The 22075-nt window shown below is 65.5% G+C and carries 24 protein-coding genes; 5 read left to right on the top strand and 19 right to left on the bottom strand.

Features of this window, described 5'->3' with window-relative positions; all coding sequences use genetic code 11:
• Nucleotides 1-18: 18 nt before the first annotated feature.
• Nucleotides 19-1926 carry a PAS domain-containing protein gene (locus MUN73_RS04020; protein ID WP_250139158.1) on the top strand — a complete coding sequence of 636 codons (1908 nt, stop codon included), beginning with the start codon at nt 19-21 and terminating at the stop codon, nt 1924-1926.
• 33 nt (nt 1927-1959) lie between these two features.
• Here the strand turns inward: MUN73_RS04020 and MUN73_RS04015 are convergent, their stop codons facing one another.
• Nucleotides 1960-2763, bottom strand: coding sequence for a sulfurtransferase (locus MUN73_RS04015; RefSeq protein ID WP_250139157.1), 804 nt, complete (start codon nt 2761-2763; stop codon nt 1960-1962).
• Between the two features lie 281 nt (nt 2764-3044).
• On the opposite strand from MUN73_RS04015, the gene MUN73_RS04010 reads away from it, so the two are divergent.
• On the top strand, nt 3045-3914 hold the full coding sequence (locus MUN73_RS04010) for a sulfurtransferase (RefSeq protein ID WP_250139156.1): 870 nt from the start codon (nt 3045-3047) through the stop codon (nt 3912-3914).
• 207 nt (nt 3915-4121) lie between these two features.
• Nucleotides 4122-4334 (top strand): hypothetical protein, encoded by a 213-nt coding sequence (locus MUN73_RS04005; RefSeq protein WP_250139155.1) that lies wholly within the window; start codon nt 4122-4124, stop codon nt 4332-4334.
• Between the two features lie 120 nt (nt 4335-4454).
• On the opposite strand, the gene MUN73_RS04000 is transcribed toward MUN73_RS04005, so the two are convergent.
• Nucleotides 4455-4898, bottom strand: a complete 444-nt coding sequence (locus MUN73_RS04000; protein ID WP_250139154.1) for a DUF2391 domain-containing protein — start codon at nt 4896-4898, stop codon at nt 4455-4457.
• A 154-nt stretch (nt 4899-5052) separates the two neighbouring features.
• Here MUN73_RS04000 and MUN73_RS03995 point away from each other — a divergent pair, with 154 nt between their 5' ends.
• Nucleotides 5053-5688 carry a rubrerythrin family protein gene (locus MUN73_RS03995; protein WP_250139153.1) on the top strand — a complete coding sequence of 212 codons (636 nt, stop codon included), beginning with the start codon at nt 5053-5055 and terminating at the stop codon, nt 5686-5688.
• Between the two features lie 39 nt (nt 5689-5727).
• On the opposite strand, the gene MUN73_RS03990 is transcribed toward MUN73_RS03995, so the two are convergent.
• The 3 genes from MUN73_RS03990 to thiE all read right to left on the bottom strand — a co-directional run bounded on the left by MUN73_RS03990 (nt 5728) and on the right by thiE (nt 7658).
• On the bottom strand, nt 5728-5997 hold the full coding sequence (locus MUN73_RS03990) for a DUF7553 family protein (protein ID WP_250139152.1): 270 nt from the start codon (nt 5995-5997) through the stop codon (nt 5728-5730).
• Nucleotides 5998-6156: 159 nt separating this feature from the next.
• Nucleotides 6157-6996 carry a hydroxyethylthiazole kinase gene (gene thiM, locus MUN73_RS03985; protein WP_250139151.1) on the bottom strand — a complete coding sequence of 280 codons (840 nt, stop codon included), beginning with the start codon at nt 6994-6996 and terminating at the stop codon, nt 6157-6159.
• Nucleotides 6993-7658 (bottom strand): thiamine phosphate synthase, encoded by a 666-nt coding sequence (gene thiE, locus MUN73_RS03980; RefSeq protein ID WP_250139150.1) that lies wholly within the window; start codon nt 7656-7658, stop codon nt 6993-6995. The genes thiM and thiE overlap by 4 nt, the downstream gene beginning before the upstream one ends.
• 125 nt (nt 7659-7783) lie before the next feature.
• Here thiE and MUN73_RS03975 point away from each other — a divergent pair, with 125 nt between their 5' ends.
• Nucleotides 7784-8473 (top strand): haloacid dehalogenase type II, encoded by a 690-nt coding sequence (locus MUN73_RS03975; RefSeq protein ID WP_250139149.1) that lies wholly within the window; start codon nt 7784-7786, stop codon nt 8471-8473.
• Here the strand turns inward: MUN73_RS03975 and MUN73_RS03970 are convergent.
• The 14 genes from MUN73_RS03970 to MUN73_RS03905 form a co-directional block, all read right to left on the bottom strand.
• The gene (locus MUN73_RS03970; RefSeq protein ID WP_250139148.1) at nt 8470-9084 is read right to left on the bottom strand and encodes a GNAT family N-acetyltransferase; all 615 of its coding nucleotides are present in this window, start codon (nt 9082-9084) and stop codon (nt 8470-8472) included. The genes MUN73_RS03975 and MUN73_RS03970 overlap by 4 nt on opposite strands.
• Before the next feature lie 96 nt (nt 9085-9180).
• Nucleotides 9181-10146: a phosphatase PAP2 family protein gene (locus MUN73_RS03965; protein ID WP_250139147.1), complete on the bottom strand. Its 966-nt coding sequence runs from the start codon at nt 10144-10146 to the stop codon at nt 9181-9183.
• A 218-nt stretch (nt 10147-10364) separates the two neighbouring features.
• Nucleotides 10365-10637 carry a hypothetical protein gene (locus tag MUN73_RS03960; protein ID WP_250139146.1) on the bottom strand — a complete coding sequence of 91 codons (273 nt, stop codon included), beginning with the start codon at nt 10635-10637 and terminating at the stop codon, nt 10365-10367.
• 107 nt (nt 10638-10744) lie between these two features.
• The gene (locus MUN73_RS03955) at nt 10745-12367 is read right to left on the bottom strand and encodes a Coenzyme F420 hydrogenase/dehydrogenase, beta subunit C-terminal domain (protein ID WP_250139608.1); all 1623 of its coding nucleotides are present in this window, start codon (nt 12365-12367) and stop codon (nt 10745-10747) included.
• A 130-nt stretch (nt 12368-12497) separates the two neighbouring features.
• On the bottom strand, nt 12498-12770 hold the full coding sequence (locus MUN73_RS03950; RefSeq protein WP_250139145.1) for a hypothetical protein: 273 nt from the start codon (nt 12768-12770) through the stop codon (nt 12498-12500).
• Entirely contained in the window at nt 12760-14445 is a 1686-nt protein-coding gene (locus MUN73_RS03945; protein ID WP_250139144.1) for a nitrite/sulfite reductase, read from the bottom strand. Before MUN73_RS03945 ends, MUN73_RS03950 begins: the two co-directional genes overlap by 11 nt.
• A 456-nt stretch (nt 14446-14901) precedes the next feature.
• Complete coding sequence (locus MUN73_RS03940) at nt 14902-15417, bottom strand: hypothetical protein (protein WP_250139143.1); 516 nt, start codon at nt 15415-15417, stop codon at nt 14902-14904.
• Nucleotides 15418-15448: 31 nt separating this feature from the next.
• Nucleotides 15449-16876, bottom strand: coding sequence for a sodium:solute symporter family protein (locus MUN73_RS03935; RefSeq protein WP_250139142.1), 1428 nt, complete (start codon nt 16874-16876; stop codon nt 15449-15451).
• A gap of 2 nt (nt 16877-16878) precedes the next feature.
• Entirely contained in the window at nt 16879-17148 is a 270-nt protein-coding gene (locus MUN73_RS03930; RefSeq protein WP_250139141.1) for a hypothetical protein, read from the bottom strand.
• A 167-nt stretch (nt 17149-17315) separates the two neighbouring features.
• Nucleotides 17316-17828, bottom strand: coding sequence for an Lrp/AsnC family transcriptional regulator (locus tag MUN73_RS03925; protein ID WP_250139140.1), 513 nt, complete (start codon nt 17826-17828; stop codon nt 17316-17318).
• A 90-nt stretch (nt 17829-17918) separates the two neighbouring features.
• Nucleotides 17919-18716 carry an ABC transporter permease gene (locus MUN73_RS03920; protein ID WP_250139139.1) on the bottom strand — a complete coding sequence of 266 codons (798 nt, stop codon included), beginning with the start codon at nt 18714-18716 and terminating at the stop codon, nt 17919-17921.
• Nucleotides 18716-19711, bottom strand: a complete 996-nt coding sequence (locus MUN73_RS03915) for an ABC transporter permease (protein WP_250139138.1) — start codon at nt 19709-19711, stop codon at nt 18716-18718. The genes MUN73_RS03920 and MUN73_RS03915 overlap by 1 nt, the downstream gene beginning before the upstream one ends.
• Complete coding sequence (locus MUN73_RS03910; protein ID WP_250139137.1) at nt 19708-20817, bottom strand: ABC transporter ATP-binding protein; 1110 nt, start codon at nt 20815-20817, stop codon at nt 19708-19710. Before MUN73_RS03910 ends, MUN73_RS03915 begins: the two co-directional genes overlap by 4 nt.
• An 81-nt stretch (nt 20818-20898) precedes the next feature.
• A complete protein-coding gene (locus MUN73_RS03905; protein ID WP_250139136.1) occupies nt 20899-21999 on the bottom strand; it encodes an ABC transporter substrate-binding protein in 1101 nt (366 codons plus the stop codon).
• Nucleotides 22000-22075: the final 76 nt, after the last annotated feature.

Here is a 22075-nt window from a genome sequence, read left to right as displayed (position 1 = left end):
ATACAGAAGACGGCGTACATGTCGGATCCGCTCTCCGGTATCGACGACGATGCGGTCTCCGATCGGGGGCAGACGTCCGGCACCATCGCCGAGTCGGCCCGTCCGGAGTCGGCGCTAAAAGAGCGGGCGATGGACGAGGCACCGGTCGGCATCGTCATCACCGACCCGGCGCTTTCGGACAATCCGATCGTCTACGCGAACGACGGCTTCACCCGGCTCACTGGCTATCCGAAGACGGAGATCCTCAGCCGGAACTGCCGGTTCCTGCAGGGCGAGGGAACCGAATCGGCACCGGTCGACCGGATGCGAGCGGCCGTCGACGCCGGCGAGTCCGTCACCGTCGAACTGCGGAACTACCGGAAGAACGGCCAGCCCTTCCTGAACCGGGTTACTATCGCGCCGCTCTACGACGGGGACGAAATCGCCAACTTCGTCGGGATCCAGCAGGACGTCTCCGATCACGAGCAACGAGAGCGTGAACTGGAACAGGAGCGAGAGTTCGTCGAACGGACGCTCGACGTGCTCAACGACGTGTTTTACGTGGTGGATCCGGATGGATCGCTCCGACGCTGGAACGATCGGTTCAGCGACGTCACCGGGTACAGCGACGACGCGATCGCCGACATGGACGTGTTCGAGTTCGTGCCCGACGCGGAACGAGATCGCATCTCGGCGGCGATCGAGCGGACGCTGACCGACGGACGAGGGACCATCGAGTCGGCGCTTCTCACGGCCGACGGAGGGGCCATCCCCTACGAGTTCGCCGGCGCACGGCTGACCGATCCCGAGGGCGAACTGATCGGCCTCGTCGTGATCGGTCGGGACGTCTCCGAACGGAATCGACGGCAGCGCGTGTTCGAGGCACTCCACGAGATCGCGACGACGATCCAGACCGAAACGTCGGTCGAGGGGGCCTGCGAGCGGGCGGTCGCCGCCGCGGGCGACGTCCTCGAGTTCGACATGTGTACCGTCGTCTTGCAGGAGGGAGAGTGGCTCGTCCCCTACGCGATCGACGCGCCACCGGGCGGCAGCCGACGAATGCGGATCGATCAGGGGCTCGCAGGCAAAACGTTCCAGAGCGGCGACCCGCACCTCGTCGACGAGATTACCCACGACGACAAGACGGATCCCGCCAGGGAGTCGTATCGGTCGGGAATCAGCGTCCCGATCGGCGAGCGAGGCGTCTTTCAGGCGGCGAGTAACGAGGCGCACGCGTTCGACGCGCAGGACGTCGAGTTCGCGGAACTGCTCGTCAGTCACACTGCGAACGCGATCGAACGGATCGAACGCGAGGCCGACCTCCAGCGACAGAACGATCGGCTCGAAGAGTTCGCCAGCATCGTCTCTCACGACCTCCGAAACCCACTGAACGTCGCCATGGGTCGACTCGAATTCGCCCGCGAAGAGTGCGACAGCGACCACCTCGACGACGTGGCGGAGGCACACGACCGCATGGAGTCGTTGATCGAGAACTTGCTGTTGCTTTCGCGTGAGGGAGAGTCCGCCGTCGAGACCGAACGGGTCGCCATCGCCGAGACGATCGAGGACTGCTGGCAGAACGTCCGGACGAAGGACGCACGCCTCGAGGTCGAGACGGACCGCGCCATCAGGGCCAACGTGAGTCGACTGGAGCAACTCGGGGAGAATCTCGTCCGCAACGCCGTCGAACACGGCGACGACGGCGTGACGATTACGGTCGGAACGGTCGACGACGGGTTCTACGTCGAAGACGACGGTCCCGGAATCCCGCCGGAAGAGCGCGAGACGGTGTTCGAAACCGGCCACACGACGTCACCGGACGGGAACGGATTCGGACTCAGTATCGTCGATCAGATCTGCGAGGCCCACGGCTGGTCGATTCGCGCAACGGAGAGCCGCGACGGCGGCGCACGCTTCGAGATCACCGGCGTCGAGTTCGTCCGGTGAGACGCGTCCGTACGCGACGGCCGTGGGTTTCGACTAGTCGACGGACGCCGGTCCGGTCTCGATCGCGCCGTCGCCCGCCAGCCACTCCGTCAGACTCCCCTCGTAGAAGGCCACGTCCTCGTAGCCCAGTGCCCGCAGGACCACGTAGGTGTGGCTGATCCGGCGGGCGGTGTTACAGTAGAGGACGACCTCGCGATCGGGGGTGATCCCGTGGTCGGCCAGCAGGGTCTCGAGTTCGGACCCGGGTTTCAGGCCGCGAGTGTCGTCGTCGACGACCTCGCGCCAGTCGAACCGGACCGCACCGGGCAGGTGGGCCTCGGCGAACTCGTCGCGCTCGCGCGTATCGACCAGCACGGCGTCCCGGTCGATTGCCGCCTCGACGGCCTCCCGATCGACCAGCGGGCTCTCGGCGAAATCGAGCGGCTCGGCCCGGTAGTCGGTCGACTCGATCGTCGGGGTCTCGCTCGTCGTCTCGTGTTCGCGGTTCCACGCGCTGAAGTCGCCGTCGAGGAGTCGTACGTCGTCGTGGCCGTACACCTGTGCGGTGACGACGAACCGGGCCGCGAAGACGCCGTGGGTGTCGTCGTAGGCCACGATCGTGTCCGCGGGTTCGATCCCCGCTTCCGAGAGCAGGTCGCCGAAGGCGTCCGCGCCCGGCAAGGTCCCGGGATCGTCGCTGGTCTCGTCGCGATAGCTGTCGAAGGGGACGTTCACGGCCCCGGGAACGTGCCCGATGCCGTCGAACTCCCAGGCGTCGCGCACGTCCACGACGCGCACCTGCGGATCGTCCAGTCGATCGGCGAGCCAGTCGGGGGCGACGACGACGGATTCGTCCATCGGATCGACAGTATCGACCCAGCGCCGAGAACGCTCCGGTCCCGGCACGTCTCCCCGACGTACCGAGGTCGTGGCAACGCTTTCCGCTTCTCGGCGGGGCGATCGACGACGGTACCCCAACGTACGTCGGGAGTATCTAAAATCGAGCCGAAGCAGGCCGCTATGAGAGGGTGGTTCGATCGGCCGGGCGAACTACCGGCAATGGGTGCCGGAACGGTCGACCGTCGACCGAATTGACCGGTTGGAGTGCCACTATAGGCCTGGCTCCCGACGATGCCAGTATGGCAACGAACGACTACGCCAACGACGTACTCGTCACGGCCGACTGGGTCGAGGAGCGCCTCGACGAGTTCGAGAGCGACGACCCCGCACACCGACTGGTCGAGGTCGACGTGGACACGGAAGCCTACGAGGACGAACACGCCCCCGGCGCGATCGGGTTCAACTGGGAGACGCAACTGCAGGACCAGACCACCCGCGACGTCCTCACGAAGGAGGACTTCGAAGACCTGCTCGGGAGCCACGGCATCAGCGAGGACTCCACCGTGGTTCTCTACGGGGACAACTCCAACTGGTTCGCCGCCTACACCTACTGGCAGTTCAAGTACTACGGCCACGACGAGGTCTACCTTCTCGACGGCGGCCGCGAGTACTGGCTCGAGAACGACTACCCGACGACCGACGAGGAGCCCGACTTCTCCGCGGTCGAGTACGACGCCGCCGGCCCGCGCGAGAGCATCCGCGCCTACCGCGAGGACGTCGAGAACGCGATCGAGCGCGGCGTCCCGCTCGTCGACGTCCGATCGCCCGAGGAGTTCACCGGCGAGATCCTCGCCCCGCCGGGACTACAGGAGACCGCCCAGCGCGGCGGCCACATCCCGGGCGCGAAGAACATCTCGTGGGCCGCCGTGACGAACGACGACGGCACCTTCAAGACCCGCGAGGAACTCGAAGAACTCTACGCCGAGGAAGGCATCGACGGCGACGAGACGACCGTCGCCTACTGCCGCATCGGCGAGCGCTCCTCGGTCGCCTGGTTCGCGCTCCACGAACTGCTCGGCTACGACGACACCGTCAACTACGACGGCTCCTGGACCGAGTGGGGCAATCTCGTCAACGCGCCGATCGAGAAAGGCGAGGCGGACGACTGAGCGTAGCGAAGGAGTCCGCCTCGAAGCGGAGCAGGGCGAGGCCGAGTGAGCGAAGCGAACGAGGCCTCGAGATAGCGAGCGGGGAACGAACGTGACCCGCGAGCAGGGCGAAGCCGGCCTCGTACCGGAACGGGGAACGTGAATCGCGATCGACCCTCGACGTTCTGATCGGAACCGTTACCACACTCGAGTCAGATCTCCTAGACGATGGGAGACGGGTCCTGGACGTCGTGGGTATCCAGCCGCAAAGCCACGAACCAACTGCTCGGGTTCATGATCGTCGTGCTCGCCGCGGGGTTCGTCAGCGTCGGCGACATCGGCCCCGGATCGATACAGGTCGTTTCGGAGGCGGTGCTCGTGTTGATACTCGTCGTCGCGATCGTGCTGTTTCTCGGATGGCTCATGTTGTACGATCGGTGACGGGCCCGGTTCGCCTTGCACGATCGGTGACGGAGCCGGAGCGTGTTTCGGAGCAGGGCGGGGACAACAAAGTCCCGAGAGCACCGTTCCGGATCCGGCCTCGACGCCGTTCCCGACCGATCACTTCGAGAAGACGCTGTCGGCCGTCGCCGCGCCGACGATGCTGAACACCGAGCCGACGCTGACGGCCTTGAACGTGGTCAGCGCGCGCTCGGCCGTCGTGGTCCCGTCGAGGAACGTGTCGGGAGCGTCGAACAGGAGCGCGAGGATGAGCACCGAGCCGAACGCGACACACAGCAGGGAGATGAACCGGATCGGCACGCCGGCGACCTCCTGTTCGGCGTCCGGATCGCGAGTCGTGTCGGCCGTGTACAGAGCACCGTAGCCGATCGCGGAGACGACGGCGATCGTCGCCAGCGCCTGCAGGACGCTCATGTTCCCCGCGAGGTCCCAGACCTCCTCGGTGACGACGAACGGGCCGGCGAGCAGGAATCCGCCGACGATCTGCTGGGCGGAGTCGGCCGGTCGAAACTCGCGCGGCCGGCGCGGACGGCGTAGTCTCATGGACGGGTGCTTTCGAGGCGATCGTAAAGTACCGACCGATCGGAACCGGTCCCAGTGGCGAAGACGACCCGTCGTACCCCGGTCAGACAGTTTCGCGCCGGCGACGGCCCGGTATCGCGACAGACCTAACTCGGATCCGGTCGAAGACCCCGTCATGACCGATTCCGATGCGTTCGTCGAGACCGTCCGCGAGGAAAACCAGACCGCGCTCTCGCGGCTCGGCTCCTCGAAGTCCCTCTACGCCGATACCGGCGGGGACATCGATACCGGCCCCGTACTGGAGGCGACCGCCGACGCCGAACACGCCGCCTGGCAGACCTTCAGCGGGTGGGCCGACGACGAGGACCACGACGCGGCCCACGAGGCGTTCGAGCGGACGGCCGAGGAGGAACAGGGCCACTACGAGACCGTCCTCGACGAACTCGGGACCGACTCCTACGAGCCGGCTTCCGTTCCCGAACTCCACGAATACCTGCGAGGCCGCGAGTCGACGATCGATCGCGTCGGCGCGCTGATCGGCCGGATCCTCGCGAGCCAGCGATCGAAGGACCAGGTCGTCGGCTACTTCGTCGGCGACGCCGACCCCCAGACGGCAGGGGTCTTCCGCGAGTTCGGCGACGACCTGGACGAGCAACTCGATCGCGCCGCGGACCTCCTCGAGACCGTCTGTGAGAGCGACGCTGACGAAGAGCGGGCGCTCGAGGCCGCGAGCGGCGCGATCGAGGCCGCCTACGACGAGTACGTCGAGAACCTGGAGGCGATGGGTGCGAACCCGAAGCCGGTCTGCTGATCGCGCGGCGATCGAGCCTGTTCCAGCGCTGGCGAGCGATCAGACCCCCTCGACTGTCTCCCGGTAGGCCCGCACCGAGTCGAGCGCGGTGTCGACGTGGTCGGCGACGTTGCCACCCTCCTCGTCGGCGATTTCGGTGAGCACGTGCTCGTGGCGCGCGAGTTTGCCGTGGTCCGGACCGCGATCGGCGTCCGCCAGCGTCTCGAACTGATCCGCCTGCGATTCGAGTCGATCGGCCGCGTTGTCCGAGGCCGCTTCGGCTGCGGTTCGGAGCGATTCGGCCGCATCTGTCAGGTGTTCGCGAGTCATACGTGTAACTTCGTCGGTGATCGACAAAACGGTTGCAGAAGTTGCGGTCCGGCGACGGACCTCGACGCGGACTCGACTCATACGGATTGCTGTACCGATGTACCGGCGCAACCGGCGCCCGGATCGCGGTTGCGCCGGAAATGGCGTACAGAAACCGTATCAGGAGAGCCGTTCCACCCTGTCCTCGACGTCGACGTCGGCCACCGCTTCAGGTGATAGCCCGGCCACTGTATCGTGGAAGGCGGTCCGGTAGCTCGCCGGGCCGGCGTGTGGCTGATCTGCCGCACGCTCCCCGGCGATGCCGAACGCGAGCGTGCCGTGGACCGCGGCTGCGTACGGGTCTTCGATCGCCCCGGTAAACGCCGCGATCGTCGCGCCGAGCATGCAGCCGGTGCCGACGACCTCGCTCAGTCGCTCGTGGCCCGCCGAGAGCCGTACCGCTCGATCGGCGTCAGCGACGACGTCCTCGACGCCGCTCGCGACGACGACCGCGCCGGTCGAGGCGGCGAGCGATCGGGCCGTCTCCTCGATCTCCTCGTAGTCGCCGATCGACTCGACGCCCTTGACGTCGGCCTCGACGCCCGCGAGCGCGCTGATCTCGCCGTAGTTGCCCTTGATCACGGCGAACTCGATCTCGGAGAGGAGCGCCTCGGCGACGGCCTGGCGGGTCGGCGTCGCGCCGACGCCGACGGGGTCGAGGACGACCGGGATTCCCCGATCGGTCGCCGTCCCGGCGGCCTCGTGCATGGCCTCGACTTTCCAGTCGGGGACCTGCCCGACGTTGCACAGGACCGCGCTCGCGAGTTCGGCCATCTCCCCGGCGTCGCCGGTCGAGTCGGCCATCACAGGGAGCGCGTCCCAGTGGAGCGTGAGGTTCGCGACGTCGTTCATCGTCACCTCGTTGGTCAGGTGCTGGACCAGCGGTTCCGTCTCCGCGAGGCGTTCGATCGAATCCGCGAGGGCCGTGCCGGTGAGGGCCGCCTCGTTCGAGTCGGTCATACGCGCTCCCCTCCGCTCGCCGAACGCTTCCCCTTTTCGACGGCCCTGGCGAGGGCCGCCGTCGCGGCCTGCGGATCGTCGGCCCCCGTAATCTCGGAGATGACCGACACGCCGGCAGCACCCGCCTCGACGACCGGGGCGGCGTTCTCGGCCGTGATACCGCCGATCCCGACGACGGGGATCGAGACCGCGTCGGTGATCTCGGCGATCCGCTCGGGACCGACGCCGTCTTGCTCCGCGTCGACGTCCTTCGAGGTCGTCCCGTAGATCGTTCCGACGCCGAGGTAGTCCGCACCGTCGGTTTCCGCCCGTCTGGCTTCGTCGACCGTCGAGGCCGAACAGCCGACGATCGCGTTCGACCCCAGCAGATCCCGCGCGACGTCGACCGGGAGGTCGGACTGGCCGACGTGGACGCCGTCGGCGTCGATCGCCCGCGCGATGTCGACCCGATCGTTGACGATCAGGTCGACGTCCGCCTCGGCGGTCAGTTCGCGCAGTTCGAGCCCGAGTTCGTACCGCCACTTCGTCGGCGTCTCCTTCTCGCGTAACTGGACGACGTCGACGCCGCCGTCGATCGACGCCCGGACGATATCGCGGGTCGATCGGCCCGCCGAGAGCGACTCCTGGGTGACGAGGTAGGTCCGCCAGTTCGATGGATTCATGGCTGATATCAGTCGGTAATCGCACAAAGCGGCTTCGGTTGGGGAGTCGACCGAGAGCCGGCAACCTGCAAATTTCGATCCACCGGCGGACTCACGTTCTTCATCTCCACCGTCGTACACCCCCTATGGCGTTCGATCCGGACCTCGTCACGACGATCACGTTCGACTCCTACAGCACCCTCGTCGACGTCGACGCGGTCGAATCCGCGCTCGGGGACCACCCCGACGTCGGCGATCCGGAACCGATCTCGAAAACGTGGCGCGAGCGATCGATGCAGTACACTCTCGTCGGCAACCACCTCGGGAACTACAAACGGTTCTACGACGTCAACCGCGACGCGCTCGCGTACGCGCTCGCGGTGCACGGAGTCGAGGCCACCGAAGACGAACGCGAGGCGATCCTCGCGACCTACCACGACCTCGAGGTCTTCGACGACGTCCGCGACGGCATCGAACGACTGCGGGACGGCGGCTACGACTGTTACGTCCTCTCGAACGGGAACCCCGAGATGCTCGCATCGATGGTCGAGAGCGCCGAGATCGGCGATCTCGTCGAGGACACGATCAGCGCCCACGAACGCGCGACGTTCAAACCCGACGCCGACCTCTACCGCCACGCCGCGGGCCGGACCGGTACGCCGATCCAGCAGATCGCCCACGTCGCCGCGCTCTGGTTCGACGTCCAGGGGGCGATCCACGCCGGGATGCAGGGCGTCCGCCTCGATCGGAAAGGGACTCCCTGGGAGCCGTTCGGCTCCGACCCGGACCTGACGATCGAGACGATCGACGAACTGGCGGCCGAACTCGGCGTCTAGGGTACGCGCTCGAACTCGAGTTCGTCTTCGCCGGCCGCTACCAGCGAGGCGAGGGAGTCGGCGGAATCGTCGCGAAGCGCCGCAAACGCCGTCGGCCGATCGGGATCGGCCGGCTTCTCGGCGATCGATCGCCGCCACCACGCCACGTCGTGCCACGCGTCCTGCGTGTATCCCATCGCGGGGAAGTCGACGACGCGCTCGAAACCGAGCCGTTCGTGGAACCGCACCGTCGCGGGATTGGGGAGCGTCGTCACGGCGTAGGCGTCCAGGAACCCCTGCCGCTCGAGGATCGCGAACAGCGACTCGTAGAGCGCCCGGCCGACGCCCGATCGGCGCGCGTCCGTCGAGACGTACACGGAGAGTTCGACGAGCCACCCGTAGGCGCGGCGCTTGCGCAACGGGCCCGCGTAGGCGTAGCCGACGACCGCGCCGTCGCGTTCGCAGACCAGCCACGGATGGGTCTCGAGCGTGGATTCGATCCGATCGGCCATCTCGGCCGCGGTCGGCGCGTCCTCCTCGAAGGTGACCGACGACGACTCGCAGAACGGGGCGTAGATCTCCCGGACGGCGGCCGCGTCGTCGGGGGACGCGATCCGGATTCGGTGGGACATGCTCGCGCGTTCGACCGATCGAGGGATAAGCGCGCCGAACGAGAATCGGGTCGGAGAACAGAAATACCGCACAGCGCGCTCGACGGACCGCGCCGCCTACCGCCGGAACGCGACGGCGACGCGCCGCCAGCACGCGCCGGGAAGGGTTCGCAACCCCTCCGTTACGGGATCGGAGTGTCTCGCGACGGGAACCGCAACGCCAACGGCGACCGCGAGGCCGATCGCACCGCCCAGCGCGGGCACCGACGGCGGGAGAACGAACACGGGTGCGGCGAGCAGGGGAACGAACGCGGCGACCGCGAGCACCCCCCTGGCGACCAGCGACCGCCGATCGTCGGCCGGCCGATCGGCCGCGGACAGCGCCGACGCGAGGCGGAGCAGTTGCCACGCACCAAACGCGCCGAGCGAGGCCCCGAGGAGCAAGACGGCGTCCGGATCGCCGCCACTGGAGACGACGGCGAACGCGCTCGCGCCGATCGCCAGCGCGAACACGACGGTGCCCGCTTCGGTCCGGTACCGGGCCAGGAGCCGGGTCGTCACGAGGAGGACCGCGAGACCGACCAGGACGCCGGCGAGCACGTCGACGAGGTAGTGGACGCCGAGGGCGACCCGCGAGAGACAGACCGCCGCGACCAGGGCCGCCGCACCGGCGACGCGCTGGCGGGCCGTCCCGACCGACAGCGCCAGTGCCAGGTAGCCGTAGACCACCGTCGTCATCATCGCGTGGCCGCTCGGGAACCCGTAGCCGCTGGCGTAGGCGGTGGCCTCGTAGAGCGGCTGGGCCAGCACCGGTACCGTCTCGAGTTGCGCCAGCGGACGGTCCGGTCGCGGGAGTGCGAACACGTATTTCAGCCCGGTGACGACCGAGAGGCCGATCAGCGGGAGGCCGACGAACACGGCGGCCCGCTCGCGGTCCTCCCGCGCGGAAACCCAGTAGAGAGCGCCGACGATGAGGGAGAGAAACCAGACGTCGCCCAGTTGCGTCACGAGCGCGACGACGACCGCCGCCCACTCGGGGACGAACTCCTGGATCGGGCCGAACTCGCCGATGCCGCGGGACATACCACTCGTTACGCAGTAGCCCCTCAATAAGTCGGCGACTTCCGTACCCGGCCGTCGTGGCGGGTCGAGTCGGATCGACCGAGCCGTCGACGAACGAAGAGGGGCATCACCGCGCCTCGATCGGGTCGTCCGGGGAAGCCCGGACGAGCTATCGTAGCCACTGAAAGTCAATGCACACCTGATCGCAGGACGGCTTTGCGATCAGTGTGTAACTCGTTTCAGTGGCTACTATCGTCCAGGATCTTCACCGTGACCAGCACGGTCGGGATGACGATCGGCATGGTCAGTATTGCGCCACTGATGACCACGAACGGTGCGACGCCGCTAACGGGGTAGGCGAGGAAACCGACCGTCACCCAGTTCACGACGGAGACGATGACGGAGTACGAAGCGGCCGCGAGCAACACGAGGGCGCTGAATACACCCGTTACGACCCCGGCGATGCGCCGGGCCGATTTACCGCCGGTTTCCACTTCTCGTTGGACGCTCATTCGATAGTAGCCTGTGTAATATTGTGATAACCGCACAGACTTGAATGGCTCGTCTCTCGGATGCGCCGCCGGCAGGAGGCGAGTGGCCCCGATCGTGGAGCCCAGCGTCAGTGCCCCTGATCGTGGGGGTTCAACGCGGTGCCGTAGTTCTCGGCGTGGTCGGTGTAGTCGATGAACCGGGGCGCGTCGGGATCGAACGGCCGATCGAGGCTCTCGAAGGCCTTCTTCTTGTCCCAGCCCTGAAGTTTGCCGACCGCACTCTTGTCCTCCAGGTCGTGGTAGTCGAGTTTCGGCTCGGTGAGTTCCCACGCGTTCACTCCCTGTTCGGTGCGGACGATGACGCTGGAGTACTCGTCGCTCGAGCCGACGGAGCCGACGGTGACGTCGGCACAGAAGCCGGTGAAGTCCGCGCACTCGTCACAGCCCTTGAGCGCGGCGTCGTGGAAGTTCTCGATGTCCTCCTCGACGATCATCTCGCCGTCGTGGTCGTAGACCATCAGTTTGCCGTGGAGGACGTCCATCTTGCCGATCTCCTCGGGCGAGACGCCGCGCTGATCCTCCAGTTGCTCGCCCATGAGGCTGTAGTAATTGAAGTTCTTCGTACACATCAGCGCGATCGTGTACTCGACCGCGCGGATGCCCTCGTTCTGGGCCTGGTAGTCCCACTCGAAGTCCTGCAGGGCGCGGATGCCCTCGATCTCGCAGGGGGTGCCGACCAGCGCGAGGCTGAGGTCGTCCCAGTCTTTGTCGGGGAGTTTGTGCTCCCACTGGCCGAGATCGAGGTTGCCGAGCGCGAGCGTCTGGTTGTAGACGGTGCCCGCGTTCTCGATCAGTTCCTCCTGGGTCGTCGCGAGGAAGCTCTCGGCCTTCCAGGCCTCCTCGTCGCTCTCGGTCGCGATCAGCGCGCCGTCGATCTCCCCTTCCTCGAGTAGCGTCGCGAGGATGCCGGTGACGACGCCGCCGTCCTGGGCCGCGTCGGTCCAGTCGTCCTCGACGCGCGCGGAGAACTCCGTGATTGGGTCGCCCGCGCCCTTGACGTTGTCCTCGCCGCCGGTGATCTTCCACTGTCGCTCGTAGCGCATCCCGCCGCGGGGACAGAAGTCCCAGCAGAGCGAACAGCCGGTGCACATCTTCACGAGTTCCGGCAGGTCGTCCTCGCCGACGCCGATCGAGTCCGAGGGACAGGCGGCGACGCAGGTCCCACACTGGATACAGCGGCCCTCGTCGATGACGGCCTCGTCCAGTTCCATGAACCAGGTCTTCTCGTCCGGCGTCTCGATGTCGTTCATCTCCGATCGAATGGAATACGTCGGCGTGTCCAGGTCGACGCCATCCGGGACGCCGACGCGGGTGTCGGGCGCGTCGTCGTAGACGTCCTGGCTGACGTCTTCCGCGGGTTCGGTGAACTCCAGTTCACCGAGCGAGCCCTGGTCGTCGACGTTGGTGACGCCGGCCCCGTCCGTGGCGACGGGCGGTGTCTCCGCCCCGGCCTCCGCACCGGTTTGCTCGCCGCAGGTACAGGTGTCCGGCGAACAGGCGTCGCCGCTTGCGTCGGTCCGGACGGCATCGTCGCGGGCCTGCGTCGCGTCCGCTCGTGACCGCGACGCAGTGCTACCCGTTTCGGGGACCCTAACGGCCGCGTCGTCGGCCGTTTCCGACTCCGGAACGCCCGGGAACACCGACTCGTCGACGCCGTCGCCGCTCGCGTGTCGCTCCGCTCCCGCTCGCATCTCCGAGGACTCACTTCGTTCGCCCTCGCGGCTCGCGTGTCGCTTCTCGCTCGCGGTTCCACCGCTCGCATTATCGAGACCCTCGCTCCGCTCGGCTCTCGCATCTCCCGCTCGCATCTCCGAGGACTCACTAGGACTCACTTCGTTCGCCCTCGCGGCTCGCGTGTCGCTTCTCGCTCGCGGTTCCACCGCTCGCATTATCGAGACCCTCGCTCCGCTCGGCTCTCGCATCTCCCGCTCGCATCTCCGAGGACTCACTTCGTTCGCCCTCGCGGCTCGCGTGTCGCTTCTCGCTCGCGGTTCCACCGCTCGCATTATCGAGACCCTCGCTCCGCTCGGCTCTCGCATCTCCCGCTCGCATCTCCGAGGACTCACTGCGTTCGTCCTCGCCGTCAGTCCCCATGGGCGACACCCCGTGCGACCGGCGCGTCCGCACCTTGCATGACCTCCCGAAGCCGTGCGTTGTCGACGCGGCGGGTCCACTCGTAGAACTTCTCGCCGTCGTCGCGATCGGCCGCGTACGCCTCGAACAGCTGTTCGAGCGCCGGGAGCACGGCGTCGGCGGGAACCGCGTTCTCGACCCAGTCGAGGAACTCGTTGTCCGCGCCCAGCGAGCCGCCGAGCCCGAAGTCCATCCCCTCGACGATGTCGGACTCACCCTCCTGGTCTAGCTTGACCGTCTCGCCGCGGAAACCGATATCCGCGATCTGGGGTTGCGCACAGGAGGCCGAGCAGCCGGACATGTGCATCCGGATGGCCTCGATATCGTCGGGGACGTCGATCCGATCGTCGAGTTCGCGAGCCCAGCGCTTGGTGCGCTTTTTCGTCTCGATGATCGCGTAGTTACAGAACTCGCTCCCGGTACAGCCAACGGCACCGCGGGAGAACGGGCCGGGATCGGGCTGGTACTCCTGGGCGAACGGCTCCGCCAGCAGGTCCGCGACGTTCTCCTCGGGAATGTGGCTGATGAGGAAGTTCTGGTCGGTCGCGAGACGGACCGAGGCGTCCTCGGTGCCGTACCGCTTCGCCGCGCGAGCGGCTTCGGCGAACTCCGCGCCGCCCATCCGCCCGGCGATCACGTTGAAGCCGACGTACTGCAGACCGTCCTGTTTCTGGTCGTGGACGCCGACGTGGTCGCCCTGGTAGCCGACGGTCAGGTTTTCGCCGGCCTCAGGCAAGTCGACGGTACAGCGATCGCGGATCGCCTCCTCGAACTTCTCGGGGCCCATCTGCTCGACGAGATAGCGCATCCGGCAGACGCCGCGGTTGTTCCGATCGCCGAGTTCCTTGAACGTCTGGGCGACGGCGCGGGTGAACTCGACGGCGTCCTCCGGCCGGACGAAGACGTCGAGTTCCGAGCCCATCCGCGGGCCGTCGGAGAGGCCGCCGCCGACGCGGGCGTGGAAGCCGTAGAGGTAGTCGCCCTCGAGTTCCTTCTTTGCGGGAACGAGGCCGACGTCGTTGATCTGGGACTGGGCGCAGTCGTGACGACAGCCCGTGATCGTGAGCTTGAACTTCCGCGGGAGGTTGGCGTACTCGCGGTTCTCGGTAAAGAAGTCCGAGACGGCGTCGACGACCGGTTGAGCGTCGAAGCACTCGTGATCGTCGAGGCCGGCGGCGGGGCAGCCGAGGACGTTCCGGGCGGAGTCGCCACAGCCCTGCACGGTCGTCAGGCCGACCTCGTCGTAGCGGTCCCACATCTCCGGGACGTCCTCGACGCGGATCCAGTGTTTCTGGATGTCCTGTCGGGTCGTGATGTCGAGGTAGGCGTCGCCCCAGAGTTCGTTCTGCTCCGCGCCGCCGTACTCCTCGGGCGCGACCGCGAGGTCGTCGGTGACCTCGCCGATCACTTCGGCCTGCTCGGGCGTGAGGTAGCCGCCCGGTACCTTGGTCCGGATCATGAAGTACCCCTCCTGCTTCTGGGCGTACATGCCGGCCCACTTCAGGCGCTCCCACTCGCCGCCGCCGGCGCGCTCCTCGATCTCCTCGAAAGAGAGTTCCTCCTCGGCGTACTCGTAGACGTCGTCGATCACGTCGAGGGGGTGTTTCTCCTGCTTGTGCTCTTCGACTGTATTCACGCGAGACCACCTCCGTGGTCGAGTGTGAGTCCGAATGAACTCGTTCGCTCGTCGCTCACGCAAACCACCGCCAGTGAGCGATACCCTCGGCCAGTGCGCTCACGCGATCTGGAAGGACCATTGTTTGACGGGTAATATCGACCCGACCCTATACGACCGCGCAAATAGGCGATCGCTGACGGGGCTCGGCCGATGCGGCAACCTTTGCACAGGCAGTCGATCGCGAGTTCGTGATATCGCGTCTTCGCGGTGACTACGCGAGCGGGCGTGTCGGCGGCGAGAAACGAGTCGTGTGAGGTGCGGGTAGATGTTGCCGGTACGAGCTACGCCGCCACTGGACGACACTGTCTCGAGTCTGCCGAATCTCGGCACGCAACGGAATTACCCCGATCGAGGCGGAACCTCGACGACCGGCGGGCCCACCCAGACGGAACCACGAACAGCACGAAACGCAGTTCACCGGCTGGTATCGGCCGTTTCACCCCGTGAGAGCCAGTATCGCCACAGAAGCTTTACCTTGTATCGAAGGAGCGGCGAGTAGGCGAATCTCGGGTGCTCGATCGACCACGGCTCCGCATCGAGTTCCTCCGAGAGGCGTTGGAGCACCGTCCGGATTTGTGGCTCGTCCTCGTTCGAGATCGGTCGCACGTCCAGAATACACGCTGTATTCGTGTACTTCGACTTCGTCGACCCGGACGAACCGATCGCCAGAAACGCTCGCAGGAGTGGATCGTAGGAGACCGACGTAATCGTAAGCGCCCAGTCCCCGTCCGCGAGTTCGAATCGAGTCGCGTCCCGGGCCCCGAAGATAGCCCGTTCGCCGCTCGCGGGGTCGGTCGGTTCCCGGTCGTACGACCGCTCGAGATCGGTTAGCGTCCGATCGACGGCGTCTACCAGTTCGTCGTGGGACGTTCCCACGAACGTGCGCCACGTGCGGCCGATCAGGATCTTGAGTACGGTATGGGGGATCATTGAGAACGGAAATCGTGGGAAGACGAAAGAGTTACCAGCCGAACCGATCGTGGCCGAGTTCTTCGGATAGCTGTTCGATCCGGTCGGCGCTACGGGCCTCCGTGGCCCACGTCGCGACGACACAGCAAATCAGCGATACCGGGACCGCGTAGATGATCGCTCCGAACATCGGGGTGTAGAAGTACGCGATGGCGTACGCGATTCCGCCACCGACCATTCCAGCGACCGCGCCGTGGTGGTTCATCGGTTTCCACCAGATCCCCAGGATCATCGGGAAGAAGAACGCGGCCGCCATGAGCCCCGTCCCGTCGGTGTACAGTTCGACGAGGTAGGTCGGGGGATTCCAGGCGGCGACGATGCCGAGCAGACCGATTACGACTACTGCGACGGTTCCCATGTTGACGATACGCTCCTCGGAAGCACCGTCGTCGACGAGGTTCCCGTACAGGTCGTTGGAGACGGCCGCCGCCATCGCCAGTAACAGCGCGTCCGTCGAAGACATTACCGCGGCGAGGATCGTCGCGGCGGCAAAGCCGGCGATGATCTCCGGGAGGATTGACTCCATTACGAGCAACAGCGCGTAATCGGCCTGGGCGAGGTCCGGATCGATCGAAATCGCCGCGCCCGCGATGTGGACGAACGGGAGCGTCACGAGGATGTACATCAGGGCGACCCAGGCGTACGCGCGCTTGGCCGACTCGGGGCTCTTTGCGGAGAACGCCCGCATCGCGATGTGCGGCAACACGGCGACGGCGAACGCCCAGATCAGCGCGAAGCCGATGTACGTCTGGATGTCGAGCGCGCCCGTACCGGCGACGCGCGGCGCCTCCGAGAGCGGAGCGGACAGCGAGTAGTCGAAGTAGCCGAAGCTGATGGCCCAGATCACGGCCAGCAGGCCCCACATCAGGATCCCCTGGAGAAAGTCGGTGACCGTGATCGCCCACATGCCGCCGAGTGCGACGTAGGCGATGAAGACGATGCCGATCGCCGTGACCGCCGGCAGGTAGCCGATCCCCAGTAAGTAGTCGGAGACGAGTCCGCCAGCCCGAAGCTGGGCGACCATGTACATGAAGTAGCCGACGAGGATGATTACCGGCGCGAGGAGGTTGATCCGGCCGTCCGCGTAGAGATAGTCGAAGATGTCGGGCAACGTGTGCATCTCCAGACGCCGGAGCGGTTTCGCGACGAAGATCGCCGCGACGAGGAAGCCGACGACCGAGCCGACCGCCGCAGCCCACCATAGCGGCACGCCGAGGTCGTAAACGATCCCAATCGCGCCCAGGAACGTCCCGCCGCTCGCGAAGGCGGCGAAGATCGCCATCGAGTTGACGAACGTCCCGATCGACCCGTCGGCCGACCAGTACTCGTCGGCCGATCGCCGGTCGCGGAAGTAGAGCCCGATCGCTAACACGAGCACGAAATAACAAAGGACGATCGCCAACTCGGCGACGCGCACCATCGTCAGTCACCTCCCTCGTGTACGAAGTCGACGTAGTACGTCGCCCCGACGAAACTTCCCGCGAGCGCGAGCCCGACGATCGGTTTCGAGACGAACATCCACGGAAGCCCCCCGACAGTCAACTCCGGCGAGTACAGAACCGGCACATAGATGCCGAGGATGCCCGCGATGCACCCTGCGACCATGAGTTTCGACACCGGGTCCAGGTAGAACCAGCCGCTCGTATCGACTGCGTCGGTACCGCTTGAACTGGATTTGGTATGCTGCGCCATGACCACCCATCAGATGCGCCACGTATTAATTATTAGGGAATGTTTCTGCTTTGGGAGTGAGAAAAAACCTATCTGTTTGTAGAGAATCCATAATATGAGCGATACAGCGACGAAGAGCCCAATAGAGAGGTCCAGATCCTCGAACGCCACATCGCTCCCGCCAGGCGTCAGTCGTCGGCCGACCCGTCGTCGATCAGTTTCGCCAGATCGTCGTCGTCGTAGTTGACGAGCAGTCGGGACTCGTCCTTGAACTCCTTCAGGACGATGTGCGTCGAGGAGTGTTCGACACCCTCCGTGTGGATGATGTCGTCGATCAGCGTCTGCAGGTGTTCGTGGTCGCGAAGCCGCGAGATCAGGATGAACGACATCTCGCCGAGCATGAAATACACCGACTGGACGCCAGACAGTTCCGTGAGCCGGTCCGCGATGCCCTCGTAGCCCGGGCCGTACTCGCTCTTGATCTCGGAGATCGCGGTGAGTTCGAAGCCGAGTTTCTGGTGGTCGATGTCCGCGACGTTCCCCTTGAGAATGCCTTTCTCGCGGTAGTTGTCCAGCCGGTAGTAGATCGTCGAGGTGCTGATCCCGAGTTCGTCGCTCAACTGGTCGACGTCGATTTCGCCCTCGCGATCGAGCCAGCGCAGAATCTCAAGGTCTTTCTCGTCCAGGTCGAGTTCTACCATACGCGAAGTGAGGGAAGGGGACCGGTAAATAACTTGTTACAGGTCCTGAAATCGAGGACGCGAATTGGAGCGCGTCCAATATGCCGGGAGTCAGGCCGATTTCAGGATCAGGTTCTTCCCGAGCACGGCGTCGAGGACGAGCGGAACGACGACGGTCACGACGATGAGCATCGTCGCCATGGCGTTGATCATCGGCGTGAGACTCGTGCGAACCATCGTGTAGATCTCGATCGGGGCGGTCGTCGTCTGGGGCTGGACCCAGAACTGGGTCGCCGTGAACTCCCCGAAACTGATGACGAACGCGAGCAACATGCCGGCACCGAGTCCCGGCATGATCAGCGGCAACGTCACCTCGACGAACGTTTCCAGTTCGTTCGCGCCGAGCGTTCGGGCCGCTTCCTCGAGTTCCTGGTCGAACCGGTAGAGCTGTGCCCGGACGGTCACGAAGACGTACGGGAGGACCAGCGTCGAGTGGCCGACGATCAGGTAGAGGTAGTTCCGTTCCATCCCGATGCGCGTGAGGAACATCGTGAGCGCGACGCCGATGACGACCGGACTGATGATCATCGGCAGGAACAGCAGGCTCGAGAGCACGTTCTTCCACCGGATGTCGTACCGGACGAAGCCGAGCGCCGAGATCAGCCCGACGACCCCGGCGACGATCGCACTTCCGCCCGCCACGACGAAGCTGTTGAACAGCGAGCCGAGCATGCGATCGTGAGTGAAGAACTCGACGTACCACTCGAGGCTGAACCCGGCCGGTGGGAAGGTCGCGAACTGCGTCGGGTTGAACGACACGGCCACGACGACGATCAGCGGTGCAAGCAGGAACAGGTAGACGATCGCCGTGGTCGCTTTGATCGCCGTCCAGAGCGGGTTCCCGCGCATCAGTTACCCTCCCCGAAGAGTTCGTCGAGGCTGACGAAGCGGTTGAACGCCGTGATCATCACGAACAGGACGGCCAGGTAGACGATCGACATCGCGCTCGCGAGCGGCCAGTTCTGTCCCCGCAGGAACGTGCGTTCGATGAGGTTCGCGATCATCTGGTCGCCGGGGCCGCCGAGGAGCGCCGGTGCCAGGAAGCTCCCGACCGCCAGGATGAACACGAGGATACAGCCGGCGACGACGCCGGGTAGCGACAGCGGGAGCGAAACCTCGTAGAACGCCCGGACCGGGTTCGCGCCCATCGTCTTCGCGCTCTCGATCAGCGAGTCTTCGATCTTGGCGACGCTGTTGTAGATCGGCAGGATCATGAACGGAAGCAGGACCTGGACGAGTCCCGAGACGACGGCGATCTCGTTGTACAGGAAGCTCTGGGAGCCGAATCCGACCAGTTCGGACAGCCACGAGATGACCCCGTTCTCGCCCAGGACGAGCATCCAGGCGTAGTAGCGAACGATCAGCGGGACCCAGAACGGCAGGACGACCAGCAACAGCAACACCGGGAGCCACCTGCTCTCCGATCGGCCCAGGAAGTAGCCCGGCACGTAGCCGAGAACGAGCGTCACGGCGGTCACGCTGAGGCCGAACTTGAGCGACTGCCAGAGCACGAGCAGGAAGATGTTTCCGACGTCGAAACTCGACAGTGAGACGCTCTCGACCAGCACGGCGTAGTAGTTCTCGAGCGTGAACTCCTGGACGATCGTGCCGGCGGTGCCCGACTCCCAGAACGAGAGCGTCAGGATGTACAGGAGCGGGGCGAGCAGGAACACCACCATCCAGAAGAGGCCGATTCCAGCCTGGGCCGTCGCGAGAACGCGTTTCCTGGCCTTGAACCACTGGACGCCGTTCATCAGGACCGGCGCGTTCAGGATCCGACTCCGGACAGCGAGCCACTGGTCGGCGTACTCGCGGCCGCTCCCCGTCTCGGGTTGCCCGCTCATTGCATCCCCTCCACCTGCTGGGGGGTGGGCTCGGTAGCGGAGCGAGCGATCACCAGGTCCTCGGGGCGAGCGACGACGTAGACATCGTCGCCGCGTTCGTACTGGTCGACGTCCGTAAAGCCCTGCTGGGAGACGATCACTTCGGTGCCGTCGGCGAGGTCACAGTAGAAGACCGTCTTCTCCCCGAGGTAATTGATGACCTTGATGGTCGCCGGGAACGAGTTCGCGTGATCCGACGGCTGATCGCGGATGTCGAGCTTTTCGGCCCGCAGGAATGCGGCCTCGTGCCCGCCACGCTCGACGTCGGCCGTCGACGGAAGACGAACCTCCTGTCCACTCGCCGTTTCGAGGACCGGCCGTCCCTCGCTCTCGGCCACCGTCCCGGTCAGCTTCGTGGACTGGCCGATAAAGTCGCCGACGAACTCGGAGGCGGGGTTCTCGTAAATGTCGATCGGCGCCCCCTGCTGGGAGAGTTGCCCCTCGTCGAGCACCACGACCGTATCGGAGAGGGAGAACGCTTCCATCTGGTCGTGCGTGACGTAGACGGTCGTGACCCCGATCTCCTTCTGGATGCGTTCGAGTTCGACGCGCATCTGCTGGCGGAGGACGCGGTCAAGCGCCGAGAGAGGCTCGTCCAGGAGCAACACGTCGGGTTCGAACACGAGCGCCCTGGCCAGCGCGACGCGCTGTTGTTGGCCGCCGGAGAGCTCCGTCGGCGATCGATCGATCGCGTCCGGGAGCCTGACCATCTCGAGGGCCTCCGCGACCTGCTTGCGGCGATCGGCCTTGTTCACGCCCCGCATCTTGAGCGGGAAGCCGACGTTCTCGCCGACGGTCTTGTGCGGAAACAGCGCGTAGTGCTGGAACATCATCCCGATGTCCCGTTCGTACGGCGGCTGGTCGGTCACGGTCTCCCCGCGAATGCGGATTTCCCCCGCCGTCGGCGTTTCCAGTCCGGCGATCATGCGGAGCATCGTGGTCTTTCCACAGCCGCTCGGCCCGAGCAGGGAGAGAAATTCCCCTTCGTCGGCGCTGAAACTGACGTCGTCGACGGCGACGAGATCACCAAATCGTTTCGTTACGTTTTCGACTTCGAGATAACTCATTCCAGATCCCCTTCGTTGTTCGTTATCGTCCGTTCGGCGTCCGTTCGACGAGTGTCCCGGTGGCCACGGCGGGCATACGGGTCAGTATTCACCCATTTTGATGGCCTCGAAGGTGTCCATCCACTCGTCCTCGTGCTCGTCGATGAACTCGGGATCCTCGAAGAGGAGCCCTTCGCCGCCGGAGGGGTCGAAGTCCGGGAGCGCCTCGATCTCGTCCGTCTCGACGCCCGTCGCCGGCGGGTAGCCGATATCCGGTGCGAGTTCCTGGATGATCTCGTCCTGGTAGGCGAACTCGATGAACTGTTCGGCCAGCTCCCGGTTCTCCGACCCCTTCGCGATCGCCAGCATGTCGCTCCAGCCCTTGGCACCTTCTTCCGGGATGGCGTACTCGAGCTGGTCGTACCCCTCGTCCTGCAGCGCCAGGATGCGGCCGCCCCAGCCGGTGCCGACGTAGGACGACTCCTCCTGGTACTGGGTCACCTGCTCCTGGCCGCTTCCCCAGTACGTTCGGACCAGGTCGTGTTGTTCGGCCATCGCGTCGTACACCATCTCGAGTCCGTCCTCGTACGAACCGTCGGACTCCAGCGTGTTGGGATCGAGGCCGAGATGGAGTGCAGTGGTGAACACCCGGAGCATCGCCATGTCCTGGACGGTGATGCGATCCTCGTACTCGGCGTCCCAGAGGAGTTCCCACGACGGCGGCGACGACGTGTCGACGTAGTCGGTGTTGTACACCATCCCGATCGTGCCGTAGTAAAGCGGTGCGACGTGGGCGTCGTCCCCCGGATCCAGGCTGAGGTCCTGAAAGACCGGGAACAGGTTGTCCCACGTATCGATGTTCTCCGTTCGAATCGGCTCGACGAGGTCCTGCTGAACTGCCTCGTACGTTCGCTCCGCCGACGGCATGATGATGTCGTACGAGCCCTCGGGACTCGTGCGAACGTTCGAGAGCATGCTGTCCTGGTTGTCGAAGCTGGTCGCCTCGACTTCCACGTCGTACTCCTCTTCGAAGGGATCCGCGATGTGTTCCATCAGCGCCTCCTGGGTCGATCCACCCCAGGAGTACAGCCCGAGCGTATCGCCGCCGTCACCGCCGCCGAGACACCCCGAGAGTGCCGCGACCCCCACCGCGGATAGCGCACCAGTTCGCTGGACGAATCGTCGTCGTGAATGCCGTGCCATTTTGACTCACCCTACCACTTCCCATGAAACGTATTAAGCGTTACGCACGATGGTGGGATCAGAATAACTAGTGGAG

It is taken from the genome of Halosolutus amylolyticus (assembly GCF_023566055.1).
Taxonomy (GTDB): Archaea; Halobacteriota; Halobacteria; order Halobacteriales; family Natrialbaceae; genus Halosolutus; species Halosolutus amylolyticus.
The sequence above is the reverse complement of the archived record's forward strand: the minus strand, read 5'-3'. Positions and strand labels throughout refer to the sequence as shown.

Bases quoted from the DNA above. Each gene is read 5' to 3' on its own strand.
- MUN73_RS04020 (WP_250139158.1), top strand. From the start codon at position 19: ATGTCGGATCCGCTCTCCGGTATCGACGACGATGCGGTCTCCGATCGG.
- MUN73_RS04015 (WP_250139157.1), bottom strand. From the start codon at position 2,763: ATGGACGAATCCGTCGTCGTCGCCCCCGACTGGCTCGCCGATCGACTG.
- MUN73_RS04010 (WP_250139156.1), top strand. From the start codon at position 3,045: ATGGCAACGAACGACTACGCCAACGACGTACTCGTCACGGCCGACTGG.
- MUN73_RS04005 (WP_250139155.1), top strand. From the start codon at position 4,122: ATGGGAGACGGGTCCTGGACGTCGTGGGTATCCAGCCGCAAAGCCACG.
- MUN73_RS04000 (WP_250139154.1), bottom strand. From the start codon at position 4,898: ATGAGACTACGCCGTCCGCGCCGGCCGCGCGAGTTTCGACCGGCCGAC.
- MUN73_RS03995 (WP_250139153.1), top strand. From the start codon at position 5,053: ATGACCGATTCCGATGCGTTCGTCGAGACCGTCCGCGAGGAAAACCAG.
- MUN73_RS03990 (WP_250139152.1), bottom strand. From the start codon at position 5,997: ATGACTCGCGAACACCTGACAGATGCGGCCGAATCGCTCCGAACCGCA.
- thiM (WP_250139151.1), bottom strand. From the start codon at position 6,996: ATGACCGACTCGAACGAGGCGGCCCTCACCGGCACGGCCCTCGCGGAT.
- thiE (WP_250139150.1), bottom strand. From the start codon at position 7,658: ATGAATCCATCGAACTGGCGGACCTACCTCGTCACCCAGGAGTCGCTC.
- MUN73_RS03975 (WP_250139149.1), top strand. From the start codon at position 7,784: ATGGCGTTCGATCCGGACCTCGTCACGACGATCACGTTCGACTCCTAC.
- MUN73_RS03970 (WP_250139148.1), bottom strand. From the start codon at position 9,084: ATGTCCCACCGAATCCGGATCGCGTCCCCCGACGACGCGGCCGCCGTC.
- MUN73_RS03965 (WP_250139147.1), bottom strand. From the start codon at position 10,146: ATGTCCCGCGGCATCGGCGAGTTCGGCCCGATCCAGGAGTTCGTCCCC.
- MUN73_RS03960 (WP_250139146.1), bottom strand. From the start codon at position 10,637: ATGAGCGTCCAACGAGAAGTGGAAACCGGCGGTAAATCGGCCCGGCGC.
- MUN73_RS03955 (WP_250139608.1), bottom strand. From the start codon at position 12,367: ATGCGAGCGGGAGCGGAGCGACACGCGAGCGGCGACGGCGTCGACGAG.
- MUN73_RS03950 (WP_250139145.1), bottom strand. From the start codon at position 12,770: ATGGGGACTGACGGCGAGGACGAACGCAGTGAGTCCTCGGAGATGCGA.
- MUN73_RS03940 (WP_250139143.1), bottom strand. From the start codon at position 15,417: ATGATCCCCCATACCGTACTCAAGATCCTGATCGGCCGCACGTGGCGC.
- MUN73_RS03935 (WP_250139142.1), bottom strand. From the start codon at position 16,876: ATGGTGCGCGTCGCCGAGTTGGCGATCGTCCTTTGTTATTTCGTGCTC.
- MUN73_RS03930 (WP_250139141.1), bottom strand. From the start codon at position 17,148: ATGGCGCAGCATACCAAATCCAGTTCAAGCGGTACCGACGCAGTCGAT.
- MUN73_RS03925 (WP_250139140.1), bottom strand. From the start codon at position 17,828: ATGGTAGAACTCGACCTGGACGAGAAAGACCTTGAGATTCTGCGCTGG.
- MUN73_RS03920 (WP_250139139.1), bottom strand. From the start codon at position 18,716: ATGCGCGGGAACCCGCTCTGGACGGCGATCAAAGCGACCACGGCGATC.
- MUN73_RS03915 (WP_250139138.1), bottom strand. From the start codon at position 19,711: ATGAGCGGGCAACCCGAGACGGGGAGCGGCCGCGAGTACGCCGACCAG.
- MUN73_RS03910 (WP_250139137.1), bottom strand. From the start codon at position 20,817: ATGAGTTATCTCGAAGTCGAAAACGTAACGAAACGATTTGGTGATCTC.
- MUN73_RS03905 (WP_250139136.1), bottom strand. From the start codon at position 21,999: ATGGCACGGCATTCACGACGACGATTCGTCCAGCGAACTGGTGCGCTA.